General features: G+C 64.3%; 19 protein-coding genes. 10 read left to right on the top strand and 9 right to left on the bottom strand.

The features are described 5' to 3' along the window. Nucleotides 1-52 precede the first annotated feature (52 nt). The gene (locus ACQS5P_RS08645) at nt 53-1,105 is read right to left on the bottom strand and encodes a hemolysin family protein (protein WP_428940494.1); all 1,053 of its coding nucleotides are present in this window, start codon (nt 1,103-1,105) and stop codon (nt 53-55) included. A 92-nt stretch (nt 1,106-1,197) separates the two neighbouring features. On the opposite strand from ACQS5P_RS08645, the gene gatB reads away from it, so the two are divergent. The 3 genes from gatB (at nt 1,198) to ACQS5P_RS08630 (ending at nt 3,380) form a co-directional block, all read left to right on the top strand. Then, entirely contained in the window at nt 1,198-2,682 is a 1,485-nt protein-coding gene (gene gatB, locus ACQS5P_RS08640) for an Asp-tRNA(Asn)/Glu-tRNA(Gln) amidotransferase subunit GatB (protein WP_428940493.1), read from the top strand. 118 nt (nt 2,683-2,800) lie between these two features. After that, nucleotides 2,801-2,977, top strand: coding sequence for a hypothetical protein (locus ACQS5P_RS08635; protein WP_428940492.1), 177 nt, complete (start codon nt 2,801-2,803; stop codon nt 2,975-2,977). A gap of 31 nt (nt 2,978-3,008) precedes the next feature. After that, nucleotides 3,009-3,380 carry a DUF971 domain-containing protein gene (locus ACQS5P_RS08630; protein WP_428940491.1) on the top strand — a complete coding sequence of 124 codons (372 nt, stop codon included), beginning with the start codon at nt 3,009-3,011 and terminating at the stop codon, nt 3,378-3,380. A 30-nt stretch (nt 3,381-3,410) separates the two neighbouring features. Here the strand turns inward: ACQS5P_RS08630 and ACQS5P_RS08625 are convergent, their stop codons facing one another. After that, complete coding sequence (locus ACQS5P_RS08625; RefSeq protein ID WP_428940490.1) at nt 3,411-4,457, bottom strand: amidohydrolase family protein; 1,047 nt, start codon at nt 4,455-4,457, stop codon at nt 3,411-3,413. Between the two features lie 213 nt (nt 4,458-4,670). Between ACQS5P_RS08625 and ACQS5P_RS08620 the strand changes: the two genes are divergently transcribed. Both ACQS5P_RS08620 and ACQS5P_RS08615 read left to right on the top strand, forming a co-directional pair. Continuing rightward, nucleotides 4,671-7,619: a S8 family serine peptidase gene (locus ACQS5P_RS08620; protein ID WP_428940489.1), complete on the top strand. Its 2,949-nt coding sequence runs from the start codon at nt 4,671-4,673 to the stop codon at nt 7,617-7,619. After that, on the top strand, nt 7,616-8,110 hold the full coding sequence (locus tag ACQS5P_RS08615) for a DUF1801 domain-containing protein (protein WP_428940488.1): 495 nt from the start codon (nt 7,616-7,618) through the stop codon (nt 8,108-8,110). The genes ACQS5P_RS08620 and ACQS5P_RS08615 overlap by 4 nt, the downstream gene beginning before the upstream one ends. Before the next feature lie 72 nt (nt 8,111-8,182). On the opposite strand, the gene ACQS5P_RS08610 is transcribed toward ACQS5P_RS08615, so the two are convergent. The 3 genes from ACQS5P_RS08610 to ACQS5P_RS08600 all read right to left on the bottom strand — a co-directional run bounded on the left by ACQS5P_RS08610 (nt 8,183) and on the right by ACQS5P_RS08600 (nt 13,362). After that, nucleotides 8,183-8,851 carry a hypothetical protein gene (locus ACQS5P_RS08610; RefSeq protein ID WP_428940487.1) on the bottom strand — a complete coding sequence of 223 codons (669 nt, stop codon included), beginning with the start codon at nt 8,849-8,851 and terminating at the stop codon, nt 8,183-8,185. Nucleotides 8,852-8,914: 63 nt separating this feature from the next. After that, complete coding sequence (locus tag ACQS5P_RS08605; protein ID WP_428940486.1) at nt 8,915-11,980, bottom strand: NPCBM/NEW2 domain-containing protein; 3,066 nt, start codon at nt 11,978-11,980, stop codon at nt 8,915-8,917. 431 nt (nt 11,981-12,411) lie between these two features. Further along, nucleotides 12,412-13,362, bottom strand: a complete 951-nt coding sequence (locus tag ACQS5P_RS08600; protein WP_428940485.1) for an FkbM family methyltransferase — start codon at nt 13,360-13,362, stop codon at nt 12,412-12,414. 162 nt (nt 13,363-13,524) lie between these two features. On the opposite strand from ACQS5P_RS08600, the gene rsmG reads away from it, so the two are divergent. Continuing rightward, nucleotides 13,525-14,265 (top strand): 16S rRNA (guanine(527)-N(7))-methyltransferase RsmG, encoded by a 741-nt coding sequence (gene rsmG / locus ACQS5P_RS08595; RefSeq protein ID WP_428940484.1) that lies wholly within the window; start codon nt 13,525-13,527, stop codon nt 14,263-14,265. 92 nt (nt 14,266-14,357) lie between these two features. Here rsmG and ACQS5P_RS08590 read toward each other — a convergent pair whose 3' ends face one another. Continuing rightward, entirely contained in the window at nt 14,358-15,290 is a 933-nt protein-coding gene (locus ACQS5P_RS08590) for a hypothetical protein (protein WP_428940483.1), read from the bottom strand. A gap of 466 nt (nt 15,291-15,756) precedes the next feature. Between ACQS5P_RS08590 and ACQS5P_RS08585 the strand changes: the two genes are divergently transcribed. Then, the gene (locus ACQS5P_RS08585) at nt 15,757-17,211 is read left to right on the top strand and encodes an MFS transporter (RefSeq protein WP_428940482.1); all 1,455 of its coding nucleotides are present in this window, start codon (nt 15,757-15,759) and stop codon (nt 17,209-17,211) included. Between the two features lie 26 nt (nt 17,212-17,237). Here the strand turns inward: ACQS5P_RS08585 and ACQS5P_RS08580 are convergent, their stop codons facing one another. Both ACQS5P_RS08580 and ACQS5P_RS08575 read right to left on the bottom strand, forming a co-directional pair. After that, on the bottom strand, nt 17,238-19,097 hold the full coding sequence (locus ACQS5P_RS08580; protein WP_428940481.1) for a PEP-CTERM sorting domain-containing protein: 1,860 nt from the start codon (nt 19,095-19,097) through the stop codon (nt 17,238-17,240). A gap of 774 nt (nt 19,098-19,871) precedes the next feature. Next, nucleotides 19,872-20,645: an ABC transporter ATP-binding protein gene (locus ACQS5P_RS08575; RefSeq protein WP_428940480.1), complete on the bottom strand. Its 774-nt coding sequence runs from the start codon at nt 20,643-20,645 to the stop codon at nt 19,872-19,874. Nucleotides 20,646-21,026: 381 nt separating this feature from the next. Between ACQS5P_RS08575 and ACQS5P_RS08570 the strand changes: the two genes are divergently transcribed. Next, nucleotides 21,027-21,893 (top strand): metallophosphoesterase, encoded by an 867-nt coding sequence (locus tag ACQS5P_RS08570; protein ID WP_428940479.1) that lies wholly within the window; start codon nt 21,027-21,029, stop codon nt 21,891-21,893. Nucleotides 21,894-21,983: 90 nt separating this feature from the next. Beyond that, nucleotides 21,984-23,480 carry a glycoside hydrolase family 172 protein gene (locus tag ACQS5P_RS08565; protein WP_428940478.1) on the top strand — a complete coding sequence of 499 codons (1,497 nt, stop codon included), beginning with the start codon at nt 21,984-21,986 and terminating at the stop codon, nt 23,478-23,480. A gap of 60 nt (nt 23,481-23,540) precedes the next feature. Here the strand turns inward: ACQS5P_RS08565 and ACQS5P_RS08560 are convergent, their stop codons facing one another. Further along, nucleotides 23,541-24,305: a rhomboid family intramembrane serine protease gene (locus ACQS5P_RS08560; RefSeq protein ID WP_428940477.1), complete on the bottom strand. Its 765-nt coding sequence runs from the start codon at nt 24,303-24,305 to the stop codon at nt 23,541-23,543. Nucleotides 24,306-24,431: 126 nt separating this feature from the next. On the opposite strand from ACQS5P_RS08560, the gene ACQS5P_RS08555 reads away from it, so the two are divergent. Next, entirely contained in the window at nt 24,432-25,769 is a 1,338-nt protein-coding gene (locus tag ACQS5P_RS08555) for a xylulokinase (protein WP_428940476.1), read from the top strand. The last annotated feature ends 8 nt before the right edge of the window (nt 25,770-25,777 follow it).

Raw genomic sequence — 25,777 nt, 5'->3', positions numbered from 1 at the left:
CCTTGGCAATATTCTGGTTGCTGCCATCCGATATAACGTCAGCCAGGGACTATTATTGCCTGAGCATCGGCGTCGGGACGTCGGCTACCAGCTCATCCATGACATCCCGGATCGTCACGATACCCTCGACCCCGCCATACTCGTCCACCAGAAACAGCATGTCCGCCTGCTCTTCCGCGAAAATCGTGAGCAGCCGATCCAGCGGCAGCGTCACCGGCACGAAAACCGGCGGCCGGACGATCAGCGGCAGCATGCTGGTGTCGGCGCCGGCGTGATAGGCGGTGAGAAACTCCTTGGTGTAGATCACGCCAACCACCCGGTCCATCCCGCCGTCGGTCAGCGGGTGGCGGCTGAACAGGTGCTGATCCACCACGCGGAAGTTCTCCTGCATCGGCTTTCGCAGGTCCAAGTAGGCGACTCGCACCCGCGGGACCATGATCTGCTCGGCGGTCTTTCGTCCCAGCGCCAGGCTGTTGAGAATCAGCGAACGCTGCCGCGGCGTCAGCGCGCCCGCCTCGGCGGCTTCCGAGGCGATCAACATGATCTCCTCGGCGGTGTGGACGTCGCGCTCGATCCGCACCGGCCCCAGCCCCAGCACGCGCGAGATGCCGCTGGCCATCGTGTTCATCAGCCACACCAGCGGCCGGATCAGACGCATGATGCGCAGCATCGGCCTTGCCGTCAGTCGCGCCATGACCAGCGTGTGCTGGAGCGTCAGCGCCTTGGGTAGAAGCTCGCTGGCCACCACCGTCAGCAGCGTGACGATGATGAACGACAGCGTCGTCGAGATCACCACCGAGACCCCGCGCGGCAGGATCAGTCCCAGCGGCGACAGCAGGCCATCCAGCAGTCGCGACATCGCCGGCTCACCCAGCCATCCCAGCATCAGGTTGGTCATGGTGATGCAGACCTGGATGGCGCCGATGGCGCTGGGCATGTCGGCCCTGAGGCGGGCGATGGCGTCGGCGGCACGCGACCGCCCACGCATCCGCAGCGTCTGAATCTGCGGCGACCGCACCGAAACCACCGCATACTCGGCGGCAACAAAAAAGGCGTTCAGCAGGATCAGGATCGGCACGGAGATGAGCTGCCAGGGCCATGACATCTCGGGCGGTTGTTATCGGCAGCGGCGCAATCCGGGTCAACTGTGCCCGGCGGATTTGGCCTGGCCCCAGGCGCCGATATACTCTGCTCGCGATGTCACAGCGGATCTGCAAGTCGTATCGCGTGCTGGTGGGGATGGAGATTCATGTCGAGCTGTGCACGGCGAGCAAGATGTTCAGCGCCGTGCCGAACGGCGCGACCAACTTCGGCGCCCCGCCCAACTCGCTGGTGGACGAGGTGGTGCTCGGTCTGCCGGGCACGCTGCCGGTGATGAACAAGCGCGCCGTCGAGTACGCGATCATGGTGGGGCTGGCGCTGAACTGCAAAATCGCGCGGCATACCAAGTGGGATCGCAAAAGCTACTACTACCCGGATCTGCCCAAGAACTACCAGATCAGCCAGTACGACCTGCCCCTGTGTTATCAGGGAGAATTCGAGATTGTCGATGAGAACGGCGACCCCAAACGCGTGCGCATTCGCCGGGCGCATCTGGAGGAAGACGCCGGCAAGCTGCTTCACGAAGCGCCCGGAGGTTTTCCGATCGACCACAGCATCGTGGATCTGAACCGCGCCGGCACGCCTCTGCTGGAGATCGTCACCGAGCCGGATCTTTCCAGCGCCCGGCAGGTGGCGACCTTCGCCCAGGAACTCCAGAAGCTGGTGCAGTTTCTGGGGGTCTCCGAGGGACAGATGCAACTGGGGCACATGCGCTTCGAGCCGAACATCAACGTGCACATCACCGATCAGGACGGCAACGTGCACAAGACCGCGATCACCGAAATCAAGAACGTCAACAGCTTCAGCGTTCTGGAGCGGGCGACGGATTACGAGATTCGCCGGCAGATTCAGCACTGGGAGCAGACCGGCTCGCTGGGACAGCGCAGCACGCGCGGCTGGGACGAATCCAGCGGCACGACGTTTCTTCAGCGCGAGAAGGAACAGGCGCACGACTATCGCTACTTTCCCGATCCGGACCTGATGCCGGTGGAGGTCAGCGAGCAGTGGCTGGCGGAACTGCGCTCGCAGGTGGGGGAGCTGCCCGCGGCCCGTCGCAGGCGATACGTCGAGACGCTGGGGCTTTCGCCTGCGGATGCGGCGATTCTGGCGGGGGATCGGGCGACGGGGGACTTTTTCGAGGCGATGATCGCCGCCGGCGCCTCGCCCAGACGCGCGGGAAATCTGGTCATCAACGTTCTGGCGACCATCGCCAATGAGCGTGGAGTCAAGATCCCGGAGCTGGCGGTGGATGCGGCGCGTGTGGCGAAGGTGGCGGCGATGATCGACGCCAACCAGATCGCCGCCGCCAGCGCGCTGCCTCTGCTGCGCGAGCTGTCGCAGACGGCCGAGGACGTCGAGACGGCGGCGCAGCGCCTGGGTCTGGTTCAGTCCAGCGACACCGCCGCCATCGACGCCGCCATCGACGCGGTTCTGGCCCAGAACCCCAAACCGGTGCAGGACTACAAGGCCGGCAAGCAGGCGGCCATGGGCGCGCTGGTCGGCCTGGTCATGAAGAGCACCCGCGGGCTGAATCCGAAGCTGGTTCAGCAGCGGCTGAAGGCCAGGCTGGATTCGACTTGACCTGTGCCGTCTGATACGGCATGCAGTAACATCCGCGTTGTCGCATGGCGAAGGCTTCTGGCAGGAAGGATGCAGCGAGCGACTTCGCCGCGACGCGCCCCCAAACAGCGATAGTGCGATGTGGATTCACGGCCGACGTGCGTTTCGTCCGGATGAACAGGTTTACCGCAGTCTGAGGCGTCTGCGGCTGAGCCGCGTGCCGCAACGGCATCGCCGTGCCCGCAAGACCGGCGGGGCGGTGGCGGGGCTGATGGCCGTCATCGGCCTGGTCGCCTGGATGCTGCTGCGCCGCTGATCGCCGCCCGCCAGTCTGCTACCATATTCACGTGCTGAGCCCTCAAACCACACCAACCCGACTGCACCTGAAGAAAGACCAGCAACTGGAGATTGACTGGCAGGACGGCCTGAAGAGCATCTACCCGATCAGCTATCTGCGCTCGATGTGTCCATGCGCTTCCTGCAAGCTCATTCGCGAAGGCAGCGATCCGCACGACATCTCGCCGGCCCAGAAGAAAAAGCCCCTGCTTACTATCCTGCCGGGCAATTACAGCGGGCAGGTCACCGTCGCTTCCGCGCAGATGGTGGGCAACTACGCGATCAAGCTGACCTTCTCGGATGGGCACGATACCGGAATCTATTCCTTCGAGTATCTGCGGCAGATTTCCCCACAGAAGCCGGACGATTCGCCCGGCCGCTAGCCGGCGGCTTCATTCCGCCAGCCGGTGGCTTCATTCCAGATCGACCCCCACACGCTTCATCAGCTTCACGGCGTTGTCGTGATACAGCTTCTGAAGCACGGCGTCCGGCAGCGCCAGACCGCGCATCTCCGGCTGGGCATCCGGTGGCAAGTCGGGGTCGAGAATCGGGCTGGGGCCGATGTAGGCGGTCTCCCACAGCTTGCGGTGAGCCCAGAAGCGGCTGGCCAGGAAGTCGAATCCGCGGTCGTCGCCGCTGACCTGGTCGGAACCGAAAAGGATGCGATCCTGATTGCGGATGAAGAATTCGCGCGCCGCGTCTCGCCGCAGGCTGATCTCGCGAACCATCCATCGCGTGGCGCTGTTGTCCAGGTAGAGGTTGGGGAAGCGATCCAGCATCGACTGCAGGCGGGGCAGGTTTTCCGGATTGCCGCCCAGATGTGCCCCCACCCAGGGGTGATCCGGCACTGTCGCCAGCACGTCTTCCCACATCTTGTAATGATCTTCACGAGTGCCGAACTTCTGCGGATCGTTGTAGCGACCCTGATACCAGGTCTCCGGGTCGCCAATGTGGGTCATGATGATCATCCCGCGCGCCACGGCGGTATCGATGATCCGCCGGATTTGCGGGCTGTCCAGCCGGTATTTGCGGACGTGCATCGTCCCCGGGGCCATGTGCAGCTTCACGATCCGGCTGCCCAGGTTGTAGAACGCGTCGATCCGCCGCAGCCACTCGTCGTAGTTGGATTCGCCCCAGCGGGGAATGGCGATGAAGTGGATGCGTCCCGGCCAGTCGCGCTGGAGGCGGACGGCCTCCTCCAGCGGGGTCATGCTGACGAACTTGTCGATGCCGTAGTGATCGGCGGCCTCGAACCAGGCGGGCGCGTGCCGGGCGGCAAGAAGATGCGTATGAAAGTCGATGACCGCGCCGCGTACCGGCGGACGGGGAATCGGCTTGCGGAAGTTCAGCTCCAGCCGGTTGTACTCCTCGCGTCGCGCCGGCGCCAGCGGCGACGGAGGCGGGGGAGGCGGCGGCGGCGCTGGTGCCGGCGCCGCAGGTGTAATCGTCGGGGCGGTCATGTCGTCTTTAGGGCATCCAATGCCTTTGTATGCCTGTCGCAGGCGCTTGTCCATTTTCGGCCGGCGGCGGACACCGGATTAAACTGGCAGATGGATTTGGGCTCAACCCGGCCTGCCGCCTGGTTTTGACAGGAATGCGGGCTTGCCCGAGAATCCGTGATCTTCCTGGCTCCCTGGCAAAAGCAACCTGGTTCTGTTGGAAGGTTCGCACCCATGCGTAAACGTTCTGAGCGGCGGATCAGCAGCATCGGCAGTCACACCCCCGGGCAAAAGCCCCCCACAGCCTGCCCCCCACGGGCCATCGAGCCGCTGGAATCGCGCACGCTGCTGGCCACCGCGATCGTGCCCACCATCCCACGCAACCCGCTGCACATCGACAACCTGCCAGTCTTCACTCCGACCACGAACGACTTTACGGATGTGAAGAACGGTCCCATGGCCAACGCCGGGCAGCAGCTCATCGACATTTACCGCGAGTACCGGCTGCATCGCCGCGCTGGTGGTACCGACGAGAACTACAAGTCCGCGCTGAACGACTACCTGATGTTCGACGGCTCCAGGATCGCCGTGACCATCCGCGGACGCGACGGGCTGGACGGCATCACGCAGGCCGTACGCGATGTTCAGGGATCATTCATCATTCGCAATAGGGCGCTGTCCACTGTCGATGCCTGGGTGCCGGTCTCGCAGTTGCGCACTCTGGCAAGCCACCCAAGCGTGGCGACGCTAACCCCGAGTTACCGGCCGATTACCGGAACCGCCGGCGTCGCAGACAACCAGGCCGACGCGGCCCAGAACGTGCAGCGCGTTCGTGCCGCTTATGGGTTGACTGGTGCTGGCGTGAAGGTCGGCGTGCTGTCGGACAGCGCGGGCGCAACAGGCAATCGCCTGGCTGGCTCCATTGCCACCGGTGATCTGCCCCTGGGCACCCGCATACTGGTCGACTATCCCGTTGGCATCGACGAAGGGCGCGCAATGATGGAGCTGATCCATGATCTGGCTCCAGATGCGCAACTCTATTTCGCAACGACCAGCCCGACGCAGCAGACCTTTGCACGCAACATCCGCGCGTTGCGCGACGCTGGCGTTGAGATCTTTGCCGATGACGTCATCTACCCGGCAGAGCCCGTCTTTCAGCCAGGTGTTATCGAGCAGGCGGTCAACGCAGTCACGTCGGATGGTGCAGTATACTTCGTCCTCGCGCACAATTTCGCTGATCAGGGATATGGTGCCGTCGCCGACTACGCCAGCGTAAACGGTCAACGCTTCATTGATTTCGACCCCAGTGCCTCCGTTGACACCCGGATGCGCGTGACCGTCAACGGTTTCGGTCAACTCATGCTCCAATGGGACGAGCCGTATAACGGAGTCGTCGGCAGCGCGAACACGGATTTGGACCTGTATGTCTATCGAGCCGGCAGCAACCGGGTGCTTGCGGCGGCAACATCGTTCAACGTTGCCACAGGCTTGCCGTTGGAGTCGCTTTTCCTCCCATTCGGAACCTACGACATTGAAATCCGTGTGGCCGATCGAGTCGTCGGCTCGCCGCTTCCCACTCGCTTCAAGCTTTTGTATGTCAACAATGGCGGCACCCTGGGGAGCTTCACCACCGAGTATCCGGGAGACAAATCCGCCATTTGGGGACATCTCGGTGCTGCCGACGCGATCACCGTCGGCGCGGTAGCGTTCTTTGATGCTCCGCCGTATCGCACCGATTCCTCAGCACCCATCAACAATGAGCTGTTCAGCGGCCTAGGGCCAGTAACGCGGGTGTTCGATGCCGCTGGCAATCGCCTGCCCACGCCCATCACAATCCTGAAGCCCGACATCTCGGGCATCGACAACATCAACACTTCCTTCTTCGGAGCGGATGTCCCCGAAGATGATGATGTGCTGCCCAATTTCCCCGGAACCAGCGCCGCTACTCCTAATGTGGCCGCGGTCGGAGCGCTGATTCGTGAAGCGTTGCCCGGTGCATCAGCAGCCCAGATCAAGGCGGCGCTTCAGTCAACCGCTATCCCTCTCAACGGTGGCCAGGCGGGACAGTGGGATCCGCAGGGCGGGTTCGGGCTGATCGACGCCTTCGCGGCGATCAGGCCCTTCGTCTCCGCGCCGTCGGTCCGAATCGCCAAGGTCTCGCCCAATCCCACCGACACCGCCGTGGGCACCATGAAGATCATCTTCAGCCAGCAGGTCAGCGGCTTCGACATCGCCGATCTTCAGTTCCGCGTCGCCGGCGGGCCAAACCTGCTGACCGGGGCCAACACGCTCCGCACCCGCGACGGCGGGCGAACCTGGTTCCTGGGAAACCTGGCCAATCTCAACGCCCAGCCCGGAACCTACACCCTCACGCTGGCCGACACCGGCACGCCGATCACGAATCTGGCCGGTCTGCGACTGGTCAGCGGCGCCAGCGCCTCGTTCACGAAGATTGCCCCGCCGCCGCCTCCCGCGGCGCCGCGCGATCTGAGCGCCCAGGCGCTGGATTCGGATACCATCCGTCTGCGCTGGACCGACATGTCCGACAACGAAACCAGCTTCACCCTCCAGCGCGCCGAGGATCCCAGCTTCCAGCTCAACCTCGTCAACATCAATCTGCCCCCGAATACCACCGTCTACGACGACGATCTGCCCGCGGGAATGACCTTCTATTACCGCATCCGCGCATTCAACGATTTCTCGGGCGGATCGACGTTCAGCCGCACGGTGCTGGCCACCACACTCTCCCCGGGCGAGGTCATCGTGGACAACTCCAGCGGCCGGGCCACGGTTCGCGGCGACTGGTCGGTGCTGCCGAAGGTGGATTTCACCTATGGCAACAACTTCCTCAGTGACGACAACAGCGGCAAGGGGACCAAGAGCGTGCGCTTCACCCCGAACCTGCCGGAAGAAGGCGAATACTACGTCTACACCCGCTGGACGCGATCGACCGACCAGGCCACCAACGTCCCGATCGACATCTACTACGACGATGACGGACATCGGGCCAAAAAGACGCTGACGGTGGACCAGCGCAATCGCGGCGGGGCAGGTTGGGTCCTGCTGGGCAAGTTCCATTTCGCCGCCGGCACCAATGGCTTTGTCGTCATCCGCAATGACGGCACCGACGGCACCGTGATCGCCGACGCCGTGCGCTTCCTCCGGGCCGACAACGGGCGATGAACAACAACGCGCAGACCGTCAACGCCTACCTTGCGTCGCTTCCCGAGGATCGACAGGCGGCGATGCGGGCGGTCCGCGATGTCATCCTCAAAAACCTGGACAAGGATTACGAGGAAGGCATCAGCTACGGGATGATCAGCTACTGCGTCCCGCACCGTGTCTTCCCCGCCGGGTATCACTGCGACCCCAGGCAACCTCTGCCTTTTGCATGCCTGGCCTCCCAGAAAAACCACATGTCGCTGTACCTCATGTGCATCTACGGGAACAAGGAAAGCGAAGCGTGGTTCCGCAAGGCGTGGAAACAGAGCGGCAAGAAGCTGGACATGGGCAAGTCGTGCATCCGCTTCAGGAAGCTGGACGACCTGGCGCTTGACGTGATCGGCCAGGCTATCGCGCGCACTCCCGCCAGGAAGTACATCGAGCAATACAAGACGATGATGGCGGGGCGGGGCAAGGGGACTACTAATAAGCAGGCAGAGCGAACGAAATGAGGCACGATCGCGGTTCCGAGCCGCGCCGCCGGGCGAATTGATCGACGCACCGAGCGCGATGCGAATTGCGCATCACTGTCGCGTCGCCGGCTTGCTCGTCGGGGGGTTGGATTTCAGCACCTTGTCCAGCACCGCGCCCAGACGGTCGCGCACGGCGTTCTCGGCATCCTGCGCCGTGGCGAACTTGCCGCCGTTGATCTCCTCGGCACACAGCGTCATCGCTTCGGACAGGCCCTTCAGCAGCGCCAGCCGATCGATCCGGTGCTGCGGATCGTCGCCAACCATGTCCGGCATCACCAGTCGCCAGCCGTCCGGCTGACGCTGAAGCTTCAGCGTCTGGTCGCGATCCTCCAGTCGCAGAGTGGCGGTATCCCCTTCGACGGTAAGCGGGGCGGCATCGACGCGGGCGGCGTCCTCCGGCGAGACCGTGCCCTGCGTGAACGCGCCCACCGCGCCGGGGAATTTCTGCTTCGCCGCGTCGCTCAGCTTCTTGCCCGAAAGGATCAACTCCGCGTACGCGCCGACCAATTGCCTGTCCGGATCGTTCTCGACGATCAGCAACTTGCGAACCGCCTGCCCGTCGCCGCGGATGACGGCGGCGTACAAGCTCTTGACGGCGGCCCGGGGCGATGACGCATCCGTCTCTGCCGGCGGTTGCTGTGCCCGCAGCACACTGCTGAGCGCGATGCAGACCAGGCAAGCAATCCATGCCGCATTGCGACGCGCGAGAGTGGAACACATGATCAGGATTATCCCCTGCGCTGCGGCCCGATCAAGCCGCGTGCGTCCAGCCGATCAGCCGGTTCATGCCGCCTTGAGCAGCCGTGCCCCGGCCCAGTCGGCGTGGTCGCTGTCGTAGCCGTCGCCGGCGCTGCGGACGACCAGCCAGAGCTGGCTCTTGCCCGCTACGTTGACCACCGCCGTCTGCGTCGCGCTGGCCCCGGTGACTCGTCCGGAGTCAAAGACTCTGGTCCCGTCCGTCCAGATCTCAAACACCACCGATCCGCGGTTGCCCACTTCGTCGTCGATCCCCAGGTCGGTGATGAACGTCGTATACTGCCCGGCCAGGTTGTACACCAGCTTCGAGTCCGAGTGCGTGCCGATGCCGCGCGTGTAGCGGACGCCATTGAGCGTGATGGTTCGGCCGTCGTCGATCCCTACCTGTCCCACGCTGGAGTCGATTTCGACCGGACCGCGGGTGTTGGTCTGGTTGACGATCGGCAGATGGCTGAGGTAGGTGACGTCGGATCCGCCCGCTGGCGCCGTCGGCCTGGTCGGCGCTGGCGTGGGGGCGGGGCGATTCTCGCCACCGGTGGGGCGCGGGGCGGCGGCGACGGTCTTGCGCGCCAGCGTCAGCCTCGCACCAGCCCAGTTCGCCTGGTCCGAGTGCCGGTCGTCGCCGCCACGGTCAACCACCAGCCACATCTGCTTTTTCCCGGCCACGTCTATGCTGATTGTTTTAGTCGCGCTGGCGCCGGTCATTCGGCCGCTGTCGTAGAGCTTAGCTCCGTCGGCCCAGACCTGGAACACGACCGATCCGAGCCTTCCAACCGCGTCGTCCAGCCCGATGTCGCTGATGAACGTGGAGTACTTGCCGTCCAGGTTGTACAGGATCCTGCTGGTGGAGTGCACGCCCAGGCCCTTGGCGTAGCGCGTGCCGTTGAGCGTGATCACCCCGCCGTCCGTCGAGGACATGATCGTTCCGCTGCTGCGGTCCAGCTCGGCTTCGCCGTGAACGCGTTGCCACCGGATGTCGCTCAGATAGACCGAGCCTTCGATGGGCACGACCGGCGGGGGTTCCACGCCGTCGGTCGGATCGCCGCCCGGGTTCGGCTGCGGATCGGGACGCGGTTCCACCGGCCGCGGCGAGGAAATCGCGCGCACCAGCCGCGCGTTGGCCCAGTCGGCGTGGTCCCAGAAGTCCGACCCGTTGTCCCTGACGATCAGCACCAGCTCGCGCTTGCCGCTGACGTTGACGTTCACGCTCTGGATCGGATCCGAGCCGTTGACTACGCCGCTGCTGTAGAGCCTGGCTCCGTCGGCCCAGACTTCGAAGATGACCGAGCCGGCGCCGGCCGTCTCGTCGTCCAGCCCGATGTCCGCCAGAAACGTCGTGTACTTGCCGTCCAGCGCGTAGCGGATCTCCGAGCCGGCGTGCACGCCGATCCCCTTCTCGTAGGTCCTGCCGCGAAGCGAGATGATCCGCCCGTCTCCGTCAAACAGCTCGCCGTTGCTGCGGTCGCGTTCGGCCGAGCCTTGCCCGGGATGGTTCACCATCTTCGTCCATCGCAGGTCCGAAAGATACGTCACGCCCTGCACGCGCCGCACGCCAATGGGCACGGGCGTGGCGACGTTGGTGTACGCCGAGTCCCCGTTGGCGTTGTACGAGCGCACGCGATAGCTGTAGACGCGCTTGATCCCCAGCGATTGCGCCGCCGTGACGTAGCTGTTCCTGTTTGCGCTGACGGTGGCGATCTGCTCCCAGGTCGCGCCGCCGTCGCCGGACCGCTCGATCTTGAACCCCTGCTCGTCGGCGGACTGATCGCGCCAGCTCAGCAGCACCGAGCCGCTGTCGGTCAGAATCGCCTGGAGCCGCGCCGGCGCCACGACGGTGGGCTTGGGAGTCGTCGGGTCCGTCGGCTCGCCGACGGGCGGGTTGTTGTCGGCTCCCGTCCCGCCGAATCGACGGTTGGGTCCCGGCCGCCCACGGTTGATGTCCCACGTGAGCTGAACGTCCGGGCCATTGTTGATCGACGTCAGGTTCCGACCGCTGGGACCGATCCGGTATCCCACGAACCGGTTGTTTCGCACCAGCACCGACGTGCTGCCCAGAAAGTCGTTGGCGGCAACCACGTGATTGCCCCCCACCGAGTAGTTGTCCTCGATCAGGGCATTGTCGCCGCCGATCTCGAAGATTACACGCACGCCCGTCCCGTCCGGACGCTCGGGCGCGATGCTGGTATTGCGGCGGACGATCGTGCCCACCGACCGGTCGGCGATGATCGAGTAGGCAAACGTGCTGTCATTGTCGTGGAAGTTGCCGCTCATCACAGGCTTCTCGTAGAAGTTGTCCTGGATGATCGTGTTGTGCCCTCCACCCTGATACTCGATCCCCATCCGCCTCAGGTACGCAAAGTAGTTCTGCTCGATCAGCAGATTGCGGCTGTTGTCGCTGTGATCGATGACATGAATTCCCTCGTTGCCGTTGAGGAACTCGTTGTTGGCGATCCGCAGATTGTCCCAGTAATACCCGAAGATGCCGTTGTCCCCGGCGATGCTCGTGAAGCGGTTGTTGGTGATCTGGCTGTTCCGCAGGCCGGTGGTGAACTCCACGCCGTTCCACCACCAGCTTCCGTTGGGCGCGCGATACGAGCGGACGCGGAATTCGTTGTTGTCGATGACGATGTTGCTGTTCATTCCCCCGCCAGCGCGCTCGAGCTGGATCCCCGGACCATCCAGGATCAGATTGCGGAACGTGGCGTTGTCCACGGCCACGTGAAAGATGTATCCGCGTGTGGCCTGGAGAGTGGTGTTGCCGCTGCCCTGATAGATGCGTCCTTCGCCGCGCGCTTCAAGATCTTCGCCGATCGTGTAGATGCCATTGCCAAACTGGATGATGTCGCCGGCGCCCGAAGCGCGGATGGCGGCGTTGATGGCGGCCGAGTCGTCGCGCCCGTCGTTGGGCGTGGCGCCGTAGTCGTTGACGTTCACCGTCGCCATCAGTTGCCGCAGCTCCAGCGACTCGAACGCCACCGCCGAGCGCAGTGCCGGCTGGCCCGACCCCGGCGCGCGCCGACGCCTGCCTGTGCCTGTTTTGCCCGTTTTGCTGATGCTGCTGTGGTGCCGTGGGGGCTTGTTGCTACGACGCATCTCCCGCACTCCTTGAACAAAAAACCAGCAGTTCCCGTCCCGCTGGCGGCAGGACCCGCGATCACAACTCGCGGCGGGGCTGCGATGGAGTTGGGGGATGGCTGGGTGGGACCGGCGCACGCGGCCGAGGCAAATCTTCCCCGTCTGCCGCAAAGACCCTGTTCAGGCCATTTCTCCCAATCTCCCGCTTGGAGATCGGAGCGGCTCGGCGCGCACTTAATGGCCAGGCAGTGATTTTCGACGCGAAAATGCCCCGCACTGTGCTGTGCGGCGGCAGACTATCGGACTATTCAGATGCGGATCGATACGACCGGTATGATCGGAGCGGCAGCCACGCGACGCGCGACGCGCATGAAAAAGCCCGCGCGGCAATCCGCGCGGGCGTTATCGGTCTCATCGCCCCTGCGGCAGGCGATGCCTGCGTCGATCACTCAACAACCCTTCAACACGTAATGCTGGTGGATCTCGGTCCCGCGCGGACGCGACCAGACCAGCTCGAAGTCGCGAGCCTCCAGCCACGACTGCAACCGCTGCGGGTCGAATCCCTCCGTGAAAATCCGGCCGACGTGAACTTCGATGAACAACTCTCGCACCCGCCCTGCCAGGATCGTCCGCTCGGCGCCCAGCAGCACCTCCATCTCGGCGCCTTCCACGTCGATCTTCATCACCGTCGGAACCGCCTCGCCCACGCGGGCGCGGTTGTCCACGCTGTCCAGCTCGATGCGGATCGAGCGGCCGCCGGTCGCGGGCGTGGGCGCAATCGCGTGCGACCCGCCGGCGAATTCGCCTTCGGCAAGATACAGCTCGGCGTGTCCGGGCTGCCGGCCCAACGCCACCGGCTCGACATTCACCGTGAACAGCTCGTTGAGCTCGATGTTGTCCTGAAGGCGACGCAGATTTCCCGGCTCCGGCTCAAAGGCGTGGACCGTCACGTCCCGCATCCCCTCGGCGCGTCGCGCCGCCGCCAGCGACACGATCCCGATGTTGGCTCCCACGTCGAACAGCACATCGCCGTCGCGCAGGCAATTCAGGCAGCGGTCGATGAACGCGCGCTCCTCAAACAGTCCGTCGATCTCAGTGATCTCGAAGCGGCTGCGCACGACAAAATCCAGCACTTGTCCGCAGATTTCCCGCCGCGCGATGCCGCGGCGCAGCAGCATCCGGTTGTAGATGGCGCGACCGGCGCCCAGCAGACCGGTCCGATGCGCGATCGTTCGCGCAGGTCCGGATCGTACCCGCTGCTTCATCCGATACAGCGCATCGGACAGAACCGATGCCGACGCCGATGCGGACGCCGGATGCGCCTTCGACCTCCTGTCGATGATTCCGGTGGATACCGCGGGGTCTGCGACGGTATCCCCGGCGCGATTCGGCGAACTCATGGTGGGCAGGGATTATGGGGAATTCCGCTGCGGCTGTCACCCCGGGATCTGCGCAAAATAAAGTATATTTTTGTAGCCTACTCGCGACCGCCGACCAGCATCGACTACGATGCAGCGGTCCGGAAAAACCGCGCCGCCGGACAGCCCGGCACCGAACCGACGATGCAACAACCGTTGATCCACCCGCTCTGGTCCGAATTGGCCTCGCGAGCGTCGCTGACGCTCAGCCCCGAGCAGCACGCCAGGTTGACGCACTACCTGGATCTGCTTCTGGACGCCAACGCCCGGCGAATGAACCTCACGCGCATCACCGACCGCTCCGCCGCCGAAATCTTTCATGTCGCCGACGCCTTGACTCTGCTGCCATTCCTGCCGGCAGGAGCCTTTTGTCTGGCGGACGTGGGCAGCGGCGGGGGGGTGCCGGGCATCCCCCTGGCGATTGTCCGCCCCGACGCGCAGGTCGTGCTGATCGAATCGACGAAAAAAAAGGCCGCCTTCCTGCGCGACGCGGCACGCGAGCTGGGACTGCACAATGTCCAGGTGGCCGATGCGCGGGCCGAAGAGGTGGCTCGAACCGATCGCCGCGAATCCTTCGACGTGGTTGCCGCCCGTGCCGTGGGGCAACTGGCCTGGCTGGCCGAGTGGTGCCTGCCGCTGGCGCGGCGGGGTGGCAAGGTGCTGGCCATGAAGGGCGCCAAGATCGCCGACGAGCTTCCCGCCGCCGCCCAGGCCATCCGCCTGCTCGGTGGCGGCCAGCCCGTCGTGCATCCCGTCGCCCTGCCCGGCACCGAACATCATGTCATCGTCGAGATCCCCAAGATCGCCAGCACCGATCCCCGATTTCCTCGTGATCCGACCGCTACCGGTGGCAGGCCCCTGGGCAAGCGCGACGCCGCCCGGTGAATCGGCACAAGACAAACGCAGGACAACAACCAGGCCCGGAGAGTCAGCTCCCCGGGCCTGGTGTTGCCTTGCAAGCGATCATGGCAGCGTGATCAGCGGTTGGCCGGAGGCACCGTGCCGCCGGGCGCCTGCTGCGGCTGCCGCGGCATCAAACCGCCCTCCATTCCCTGCCCGCCCTCGGTGGCATCGACGTTCATCACCGCCGCCAGCACGTGATGCGCCGCCGCCCGATACGCTTCGTTCGGATCGTTCGGCCACTGGTCCTTCTGCTCGTTGAACATCGTCAGATGCTTCAGCAGGTTGTCGTGCAACTGCTGGGCCGAGTAGTTGTCCGGGACATCGATCCGCCAGACATCCGGGAACTCATGGATCAGCGGGACGCGCAGCTCCGGCAGGCCATGTCCGGCGGGAATCGTCACAGTGGCGATGTTGCGTCCCGGTTCACGGTTGGTGTCCCCGCCACCCAGCCGCTGGCTGTCGTCACGTGGTCGCGGCGCATCAACGCGCGGCTCGGCACCCGGCTCGGCTGGCGTCCGCTCACCCGCCAGCCGCGCGCCTGCCCCAATTTCGCTCTGGATGATCTGCGCGAACGACGCCGTGAACACGTCCTCCTTGTCGCCCATCTTGAAGTCCTGGTCATACTTGGCCTTCCAGTCCTTCTGAAGCTGTGCGATCCGACCATCCAGTGTCTGGTGTTCGCGCTCGGGGAAGCCATCCTGGCCCAGGCGATTGCGGTCGGCATCGACGAACCGCTCGACCAGGTCGTCAAACCCGCCTTTGGTGAACGCCGCATGCGTCACCGACTTGAGGGTTTCACGGATGTCCTCGGCGTCCGGCGCCAACGCCTCGCCGGGTTGGGTGGTGGCCTGCATCGCCTGCCCGGCGCGATCGGCGGCGCGATCCATCCGTTGCCCGGCACGTTCGGCCGGGCCGGGCTGAGGATCCTGCCCCGATGCCGTTCCCGGAACGGCGATGCCACCCAGTGCAATCGCGGCGGCGAGAAATAAACAACGATCTGTACGCATGACGTACTCCTTTCGGTGTGGATTCCCGCAGCCCGAAAGCACCCTGCACATTCAGACCAACTGTTTGTGGCGGCATCCCGGAGCTGCGCACCATGCGCACGCCGGTCACACGCCTGATTCACGTTCTTGTCATCATGCCCCTTGCGGCGTACATCGCACAACGGTCAAATTCATTGCGCCCGCCACGGCATTGCGACGCACTCGCCGGGCCATTGGCCAACAGTGCAAAGCCCATACCTTGCACACCGCCAATTGCCTGGCGACGATGGTCGGCCTTGTTATGGATGCAATGAACCAACGCACGGCCTCGGATGGCCGGTCAGATCCGACCCCGCAACGACAAACAACGCAGCGGCTTATCTCGGCCCTGGCGAATGCCACGGATCGACCCGCGATCACTTCGCCCCCATACGCGGACCCAGCCCCAACCGCGCCATCGCTTCAACAACTGCCCATACAGCGACTCTTGCAGCCACGCCCCCGGCGGCACAGCCTTCGCCGGACACTGACCATCGTTACCGTCGCCTGGCTGTTCGGCTCGGTCTACTACTCGGCCACCTCCGGCGCTCCCATCACCCTCTTTGCCCAGAGCCTGGGCGCTTCGCCCTTCCAGTTCGGGCTGCTGTCGGCCATGCCCTTTATCGCCGCGCTGCTCTCGCTGCCCGGAAGCCTGATCATCGACAAGACCGGACAACGCAAACGCATCTTCCTGATCACCCACCTGCTGCACCGGATGCTCTGGTTTCCGATCGCGCTGGTTCCGCTGTGGATCGTCTCCAGCGCCGATTCCCACCCACAGGCCGCCCGATTCGCCGCACTGCTCGCCTTTCTCCTGCTGGTCTTTCTCAACTACTGCGGGCAATCGCTGGGAGGTCCGGCGTGGTTCGGTTGGATGGCCGATATCGTGCCCGAACGCATCCGCGGGCATTACTTCAGCCGACGACGCAGCATCGGAATCTTCACCGCGATTCCGGCGGCGATCATCACCGGCCTGGTGCTGGATCGTCTCACCGGCGGCGCAGGATCAACCACCAGCGTCGTCGAGCCGCTGCGCATTCTCCGCTGGTGCGGGTACATCTTCATGGTCGCCGCCGTCTTCGGCGTCATCGACATCGCCCTTTACCTCAAAATCCCCGGAAAACCCACCGTCCCGCACACCCAGCCGCTGCTGGCCATCTTCGCCAGACCCCTGCGCGACAAACCCTTCCTCTGGTTCTCCGGATTCACCGCCACCATGACCTTTGCCATCAGCTTCATGGGGCAGTTCGCCACCCTCTACCTCATCGACAAACTCAGAATCACCAACACGCAGGTGCAGCTTATTCTTCTGGTTGCACCTTCCATCGCGCAACTGCTGGTGCTCTCGGCCTGGGGCAAGGCCGTCGATCGCATGGGACGAAAACCCGTGCTGATCATCGCCTCGCTCGGCTTTGTTCCCATTGGTTTCGGCTGGTGCTTCATGAATACGGGCGCGATCTGGCTGGGGTATGTCTTGGGCGCCCTGGGCGCGGCGCTGTACGCGGGCGTCGAAGTCGCTCACTTCAACATGATCATGGAGTTTGCTCAGACCGATGAAAACGAGGGCACCGGCAGCACCACCTATTTCGCCGTCAACAACGTCGTCTGCAACGTCGCCGGCGCGCTGGGCGGCTTGAGCTCCGGACTGATCGCGCAGACGATCGGCGAAGGCTGGCGATGGGATACCGGCATCCCGGGACTGGCACCCATCGGATATTTCGAGGTCCTGTTCGCGCTCAGCGCCCTGATGCGACTGGCCGCAATCGTCGTCTTCCTGCCGCGCATTCACGAACCGGAAGCACGCCCGGCCGTCGAGGCCCTGAGGTTCATGACCGTCAACATCTACAACAATCTGTTCAACGCCATCTCGCTGCCGCTGCGCGCCATCCGGGTCAGGCGATAGCGCGCAGCGGCCACGAACTCCTCCGCTCAGTTGCCGCAGCGACGTGATCGCTTCAGCCCAACAAGCCCCAACAGCAGCATTCCCAGCGATGCCGGCTCGGGAATCACACCCGACTGAACCGCCCGCAACGCCGCCAGGTACTCACCACCAAACATCCGGGCGTGCTCGGCAATGAGCGCCTCGGCCAGCGGACCGGCCTGATTCACGTAGGCGTTGTCAATCAGGGCATAGTCCGTCGCATCAATCGAACCGGAGTAGTCAAAGTCGCCATTGATCCAGCCACTGAGGCTGTTCACGTACCCGTTGTCGATCAGCGAGTAGTCCGTCGCGTCGATCGAGCCACTCAGATCGGCATCCCCGAAGTAGGTGAACTTCACCAGGATCTCATTACCGGTGAGTGTCTGCCCGGCGAAGCTCGTGTAGATCGGCCCGCTGCCACCGACCTGAGCCAGGTCGTTGAGGACCACACCAAGCCCGTACAGGAAGCTGCCGGCGGTGGTGTTCTGGACATTGGCCTGCGTCGAGCCGATGCCCGGACCAAGCCAGTCGAAGTTCCCGCCATTCTCCAGGGCCGACTTGATCGATGCGGTCACCGTCGCCAGCGAGCCGCTGTTGACGATCAGGCTGTTGTTGTTCAGGTCCAGTCTTGCGCCGCTGCCCACCGCCAGCGTGGCCACGCGGCTGGTGCCGGCGGGCGAGTTGGCGGCGAGGTTGTTGATCACCCGCATCGTGCCGGAGCCGACCGTCAGCCCCGCCCCGCGCACGTGCTGCACCGACAGCGTCTGGCCGGAAGCGACCGCCACGGTGGTGTTGTCAGCCAGTTGGATCGGGGCGGCGATGCTGTGGCTGCCGGACAGCACGTTGATCGCCCCGTTGCCGCTGGTGGCGTCGATGGTCAGCGTGCTGCTGCCGGAGATGGTGTAGCTGTTGGCGTTGTCGAAGTTGACGACGCCCACAGTCATCGGGGCATCCAGCGTGACGGTTCGCGGGGCGGTGATGACCGAGCCGAAGTTGGCCACGGCGCCCGGCGCGTTGGGCACGCCGCCGGTCCAGTTGGCGGCGTTGCTCCAGTTGCCGTTGGCGTTGACGTTCCACTGTGTTGCCGCTGGCGAGGCGATGGTGTACGTCGTCGCGTCGATGAAAACGTCGGTGAACTTGCCCGGATCCTGCCCCGGCGTGATCACACCCGTCAGCCCGAACGCGTTCAGAGTGAACTGGATGGGTCCGGCATCGAGCACGATTTCCTGCACGAGCGATCCGTCGGGATTGAGCAGGCGCGTCGTCAGTCGGTCTGCCTGCGGATCCCACGCATAGTAGTACTTGTAGAGGATTGGATTGCCGTTCTCGTCCTTGTAGGGAAAGTTCAGCGCTTCGGGTCGCTGCTCGTTGCCGCCGCTGTCATAGATGTGAGCCGTAAACCGAAAGCCCGTGGACGGATCCGGCCGGCCCTCGACTATGGACAACCCGACAATGTTGACATTGACCGTGGCGGTATCGGTGCTGAAGTGCGCGATCCAGGCCTCGTTGTCGGCGGTGGCGGCATTGCCGACGAACAGCTCGCCGGTCGAGAAGAATGCATCGTCCTGGGTGAGCACGCCGATGGTGGTGTCGGCGTAGTAGTCGCGTTGCTCGAGTCGGCGGAAGCGGCCGCCAGCTTCCCCCGCGGGACTTTCCTGCCCGGTGTTGTTGGTGTTGCTGAAACCGTAATCGGTGGTGCCAAACACCTGCCAGTGTGGCGGTGCGTCGTTGAAGTTCTCGGTTCGGGTTGCGCCGGCGGCCAGGCCGGGCAGGCCAGTCGCACCCATCGCCAGCAACAGCGCCAAGCGGCCGGAAGGTCGGGCTGCAATCGTGCGCGCCCCGGCCGACGCAATCGAAGTTTGAGACATGGGCGAACCTCCTTTGCCGAAGGTGTCTGTCCCGCAGCCGCGTGATGCTGCCTCCATTGCTCACACTGCTCGGTCTGGCGATAGCGGCTCGGTGGCGATCCGTCTGGTCATCCGGCGCGGTGCCCCGAACGTTCTCGATTAAATCGAGAGATTACCGATAAAAATCACATCCGCGCATAAACCCGCCCGCGCAGTCTTGACCTTGATACAGACCAGCAAGCCAGAAATAGACACTGGCAGCCACGCGTCACCATACGCCGGGCTTGCCCCAAACCCCCCAGCACCTTTAGAAGAGAAACCAAAGAAGCAGCGTGCTGTTGCGCAAACGGCAAAGCTACCGCGCCGCAGGAAACAACGTCAAGGAATTTCGGGTTTTTTGGTACCGCGCCTGACTTGGACGATGAAACGGATGCAGGTGGGAATCAGACGCCTGGCCCCGGGCAGGCGTGTCGCCCGGCCGACTGTCGGCCGGACGACACGGCCCGTGGGAACCAACCGCGCTCCATGAATCCGAGTGGCCCGCACGGACCACCCATAGCCGTCACCCGACGGCTACGGGTTGCTCATCACTACAAACCCGATGCCACGACCGCATCCATCACAATTCCGAGTCAAATCCCGCTGTTTGCCCCGCGGTCGCGCTGAAAACCATCTCGCGAATCGCCCATTGCCTGAACGGCCCGATCGCTGGATGCACAAGAAGCGCGCATCGCGCGGCACCGGGCGATGTGCCAATATGCCCAGCCCGCCCTGCAAGCAGCAGTACAAGCCGAGCTACGCCTGTTCGGTCGAAGCCGCCCGCAGCGACTCCTGATAGCGAATCGCCAGCTCTTCGGCGTCGGCTCCTTCGGTGGGGAAGCGATCCACGAGCCTGCCGTCCTTCAATACCGCCACTTCGCTGGCATAGGCCGCGACCGACGGCTCGTGTGTCACCATCACGATCGTGCGGCCATGCTCCAGCGACAGGGTCTTGAGCAGTTCACACACACCGTGGCTGTTGCTGGAATCCAGATTCCCCGTCGGTTCATCCGCGAGGATGACCGCCGGTTCGCTGACCAGCGCCCGGCCAATCGCCACCCGCTGCTGCTCTCCGCCGCTGAGCGCATCAGGACGGTGATGCCGGCGCTGCGCAAGCCCCAGCGAGCACAGCAGCTCATCGACCTTGGCGGCGATGGCCTGGCCGTTTCGGCCATCAAGCATCAGGGGCAGTCGGATGTTCTCCTCGGCGGTCAGTGTGGGGATGAGGTTGAATCCCTGAAACACCAGGCCGATGTTTCGGCGACGAAAGAGGGTGAGTTGTCGATCATTGAGCCTGCCCAGGTCCGTGCCGTTGACCACGACCCGACCGGAGTCGGCGCGGGTCAACCCGGCCATCAGATGCAGCAGCGTGCTCTTGCCCGAGCCACTGGCGCCCATGATGGCCAGGAACTGTCCCCGCTCGACGCTCAGCGACACGCCCGCCAGCGCGGTCACGACCCGCTGTCCCTGTCGATACTGTTTGCAGACATTTTCGACCAGCAGTGGAGTCATCGCTTCCTTGTCGAACATCCGCAGTCGCGATGCGGCTTGCCCGGCCGTCGGTCCCGCGCGCGACTCGAACTATAGCCCCGCCACAACCCTCTCACAATGCGCCGCACCATTGCGGGTTTCCGCACGGTCGAGACGGCTGACGTTTGTCACATTGCTGGAAGCCCTCGTTTTCGAGGCAGCAGAGCGGACAGGCGTCTCGCCCGTGTTCAGCGGCATGACGTGATGAACAACCCGGATGTCGGACTTTCGAACTCGAGTGCATCCTGCATGGCCGGGACGGCCATGCCACAATTGGCTCGTCTGGGCTTTCATCGCACGCACCTGCGAGTCTGAGCGGTGGTCCGAGATGTGTATAAACAACGGCCGAGACGGTCGTGATACCACGACTACGATCTTTTTATGCGACTGCTCGCCACCGCCGACCTGCACTACAACCACCGCCGCGGCCGCGCCGCGGCCGAGGAGCTGATCGATCAGATGAACCGCGCCGGCGGAGACGTGCTGCTGGTGGCGGGAGACACAGCCAGCTCCGAAGGCGACGCCATCGAGGCCTGCCTGTCGCGATTCAGATTCCGCGGACCCAGACTCTTCGTGCCCGGAAATCACGAGCTGTGGACGCACGACAACGATTCATACACGCTGTTTCGTCACGTCCTGCCCCGGCGAATCCGCCAGTTGGGCTGGCAGTGGTTGCAGACGGATCCGTTCGTCGCATCGGGGACGGCGATCATCGGCAGCGTCGGCTGGTACGACTACTCGTTTGCTCAACCCTCGCTGGGCATTCCCCGCCGCTTCTACGCCGCCAAAGTCTCCCCCGGCGCCGCGGCCCATCTGCCGGAACATCGCGCCCTGCTGGAAGGTCCTGATGATCTTCCACAGACCGCACGGGGCGTCGTCGCCCGCTGGAATGACGGCAGATTCGTCAAGCTGCACCGCGGCGACGAGCAGTTCCTCCAGGAATTGCTTGAGGAGCTGGAAACGCACCTGCTGGCGATGCACGCCGCCAGGCACGTCGTGGCGGCGATTCATCACCTGCCCTTCGCACAGCTCCTGCCCCCGCCCCACAACGCCCAGTGGGATTTTGCCAAGGCGTTCCTGGGCAGCGCTCGCATCGGCGATCTGCTGCTGCGATACAACAACGTCCGACACGTGCTCTGCGGACACAGCCATTACCCGATCCAGGCCACGATCGAGCACATCCGGGCCATCAACATCGGCAGCGGCTACCGCGCCAAGCGATTCCTGATGCTGGACATCGACGACTGAATCGCGCACCTCGTGCGTATGCTCGTCATCACCTACGCTCGCCCCTGCCGCCTTTGCGTTGATCCGTCCCGCACATGACAATGGATGTTCATGCGATTCTGCTCAGCGGCGCTTTTCGCATTGCTGGCCTTGGTTGGCTGTGGGGGCGTGGCGCAGCGCGCCTCCGGCGTTCGGTCGTTCGCGTCCGGGCTCAGCGGAATCGCGATCGAGCGCGACGGCGTCGCCAGACACGAAAGCTCTTTCGACCGCAGCGGCGGAAACCTCGATTTCCGAGTTGTCGAGCCGGGGCAGACGATCACCTTGCTCGACTACAACGGCGCCGGCATCATCCGCCGATTCTGGGTCACCATCGCGCCGCGCTCCGAGCCGGCCATCCACCGACAGGCCATCCTTCGCATGTACTGGGACGGCGAAGAGTCGCCCAGTGTCGAAGTCCCCATCGGCGATTTCTTCGGCGTCGGCTTCGGACAGCAGGTTGATTTCATCTCGCTGCCGCTGAACCAGACCAGCGGCGGATACAACTGCTATTGGCCGATGCCGTTCCACAAGTCGGCGCGCTGGACGCTGACGAACCTGTCGGATCGCCGCATTGACGCCTTCTACTACAACATCGACTTCACCGCGCACCAGAAGCTGCCGAAGCACCTGCTCCATTTCCACGCCCAGTGGCGGCGCGAGAACCCCACCGTGCCCGGCAAGAGCTACACCATCCTTCAAGCCACCGGCCGCGGGCATTTCGTCGGCGCCGCGATGTTCATGCAGGCTCGGCGGGGCAACGGGCTGGGCTTCCTCGAAGGCGACGAGCGCATCTTCATCGACGACGACTCGCAGCCTTCGATCGTCGGCACCGGCACCGAAGACTACTTCTCCAGCGGGTGGTACTTCGACCGCGGAACCTACTCGGCCCCGTACCACGGATGCGTCATCAAGGACCAAGCCATCGGCCGCATCAGCGCGTATCGCTGGCACATCGAAGACGCGATCCCGTTCCGCAAGTCGATCCGCGTCACGATCGAACACGGCGCCGACGACCAGTGGCCGGCGGATTACTCCAGCGTCGCCTGCTGGTATCAATCCGAGCCGCACGCGGCATTCCCCAGGCTGCCGCAGGCGAAGGACCTGCTGGCGTTGGTCCCGCCGCCGCCGATGAAGATCGAAGGCGCGATCGAGGCCGAGGACATTCTCGATTCAGCGCGCGCCTCGACTGGCGCGCTGATGCGTCAGGAGATGTCCAACTTCAACGGTGAATGGAGTGGGAATGCCCAGCTTTTCTGGACCCCCGATGCGCCCGACGCGATGCTGAACCTCTCGCTGCCCGCGCCCGAGGAGGCGACCTGGCAGCTCATTGCCTACTTCACCCGCGCGCCCGATTACGGCATCGTGCAGATCCGCATCGGCGGGCAGTTCCTGGCTCGCCGGCTGGACCTGTTCGCCCCGGGCGTGGAACCAACGGGTCCGATCGACCTGGGCAAGGTTCATCTGCGCGCCGGCGAAAACCCGCTGACAATCCAGGTCGTCGGCAAGTCCGAGCGATCGAGCAACTATTTCGTCGGAATCGATGGATTTGTGCTTAAGCGCGCCCCGTGAGGAAAAAAAAGCCTTCGCTTCTGAGGGTTATCGGCGGCCCAAAGGATCTGTAGTGTTGATTCAAAACGGCGGCGGTCTGCGCCGGCGCGTCAGTCCTCCCGGATCGACGAATCGCAGCCAGTGCGGATAGTGGATCAGCAGATAACCAACTGCCGCGCCGCCGAGATGCGCCGCCTCGCCGCCAGCGTTGTTCTGTCCTGTCCCGCCGTAGGCGATCACCGTGTACCCCGCCATCACCAGCAGCACCCACGCCAGCGTTCGAAGCTGAATCGGGAAGATTCCGTACAGCAGCACCGTGGTGTTGGGCGCGATTTGAGCGGCGGCGATCAGGACGCCGAAAATCCCGGCCGATGCTCCAACCAGCGGTATCCATGGAGTGGGGATCAGCAGCCCCACAGCCCACAGCAGCGCATATGCGATTGGCCCGCCCACGCCGCACAGCAGGTAGAACGCCAGGAATCGCCGGCTGCCCAGATATGCCTCGATCATCGGCCCGAAGAAGTACAGCCCCAGCATGTTGAAAAACAGGTGCGACAGCCCGCCGTGCAGAAACTGAAACGTCAGCAGCCGCCACAGCTCGTACTTGATGAACGCCGTGCCGATGGAGAAATAGCCCAGTCCCTCCAGGGCGTAGAAGGGCAGTCGTTGCCCCGACGGAAGGATCTCAACGTAGGCCAGCCGAATCGTGTAGAACAGCAATCGGTCGATCACGAAGATAGCGACGTTGATCACGATCAGCCAGGTGGTGACGGACCACATGCGCATATGCCCGACTGCCGACGTCGGCGCGCGATCGCGGAAGTACTCGCGGTCATAGATGCCCATGGGACTTGAGTGTAGGCCGCCTGCCTCTGCCGCACAACGCGACCGGCACTCCAGTGCCTCTGCCGGTCCTCGGACACGGGGCGGAGGATTCTGCCTCGGGCTGTGTGCCCGATATGATCTGGCCCGATGCTTATTCTCGCCCTGGACATCGGATCCTCATCGGTCAAGGCCGGGCTGCTGCGCGACGGGCGGATCGTCGGCCGGCCGGCACGGGAGACGTTCCCCACGCGGTATATTCGGGATCGCGCCGAGGTCGATCCCGAAGCGATCGTCCGCGCCATCGTTCGATCGATTCGAGCACTCGGCCCGCAGACCCGGCGCATCGACTGCATCGCTCTGGCGACGATGTCGCCGTCATGGCTGGCGATGGACCGGCGCGGGCGCGCGATCACGCCGGTGGTTACCCATCAGGATCGTCGCAGCCTCGACGTGGCGATCGAAATCGAGCGAAGGATCGGCAAGGCGCGGCACCTGAAGATGGTTGGCGCGCGTCCGGTGCCCGGCGGGATCAGCTCGACCACCTGCGGCTGGTTCGTTCGTCATGAGCCGCAGGTCATGCGCCGCGCCGACCTGGTCGGACATCTCTCGACCTACCTGCATCGCCAGCTCACGGGCGCCCGAGTCGTCGATCCCTCGCACGCTTCGTTCATGGGGCTTTACTCGACGCTGAAGCTGGGCGGATGGAACGATGAATTGTGCGAAGTGGTCGGCATCACCCGCAAGCTGCTGCCCGAGGTGCGCGACGCTGACCAGATCGGCGGCCAGCTCACCCCCGACGCCGCCCGACGCCTGGGGCTTGCCGCCGGAACTCCCATGCTTGTGGGGTTCATCGACACCAGCGCCGTGGCGCTGCTGGCCGGCGCCAGACCGGGCCAGCTCGTTAACGTCGTCGGATCCACCGACGTGCTGGCGCTGTGTACCGACAAACCCAGACCCCACGAACGCCTGCTCACCCGCGCGCTGGGCGTCGGAGGCCTGTGGCTGAGCGTTGGCACGATCGCGGCGGCGGGATCGTCGCTCGAGTGGGCCAGACAACAGCTTTTCCCCGACCTGGATGACCAGCGATTCTATCGGATGGTTCAGCAGCTTGCGGCAACGGCGGAACGGGCTCGCGACGGAGTCGAGTTCGAACCCTATCTGGCCGGAGATCGCTGCTCGCTCGAGCAACGACAGGGCGCGTTCAGGGGGCTGACGCTGGCTTCGACGCGGCGGCAACTGCTGGCCGCGATCATCGATGCCCTGGCCCGCGCCAGCGCCGTGCGCCTGGACCTGCTGCGCGCCGCGGGAACGCGCCTCCGCCGCGAAATCCTGGTTTCCGGCGGCGGCAGCAGGGCGCTGTCCAGGGTGATGTACCGCGACTGGCCGGGCCGGTGGCGCTTCCGCCGCCGCGCCCAGGCAACTTTGCTGGGTCTGGGGTGTCTGGCGTGTGGTTGTCCGGAAAAGACTCCCGACCCCTTAAAATAAGGGGTCGG

The organism is Fontivita pretiosa (assembly GCF_050410795.1).
Taxonomy (GTDB): domain Bacteria; phylum Planctomycetota; class Phycisphaerae; order Tepidisphaerales; family Tepidisphaeraceae; genus Fontivita; species Fontivita pretiosa.
This window is presented reverse-complemented; position numbering and strand designations above follow the sequence as displayed.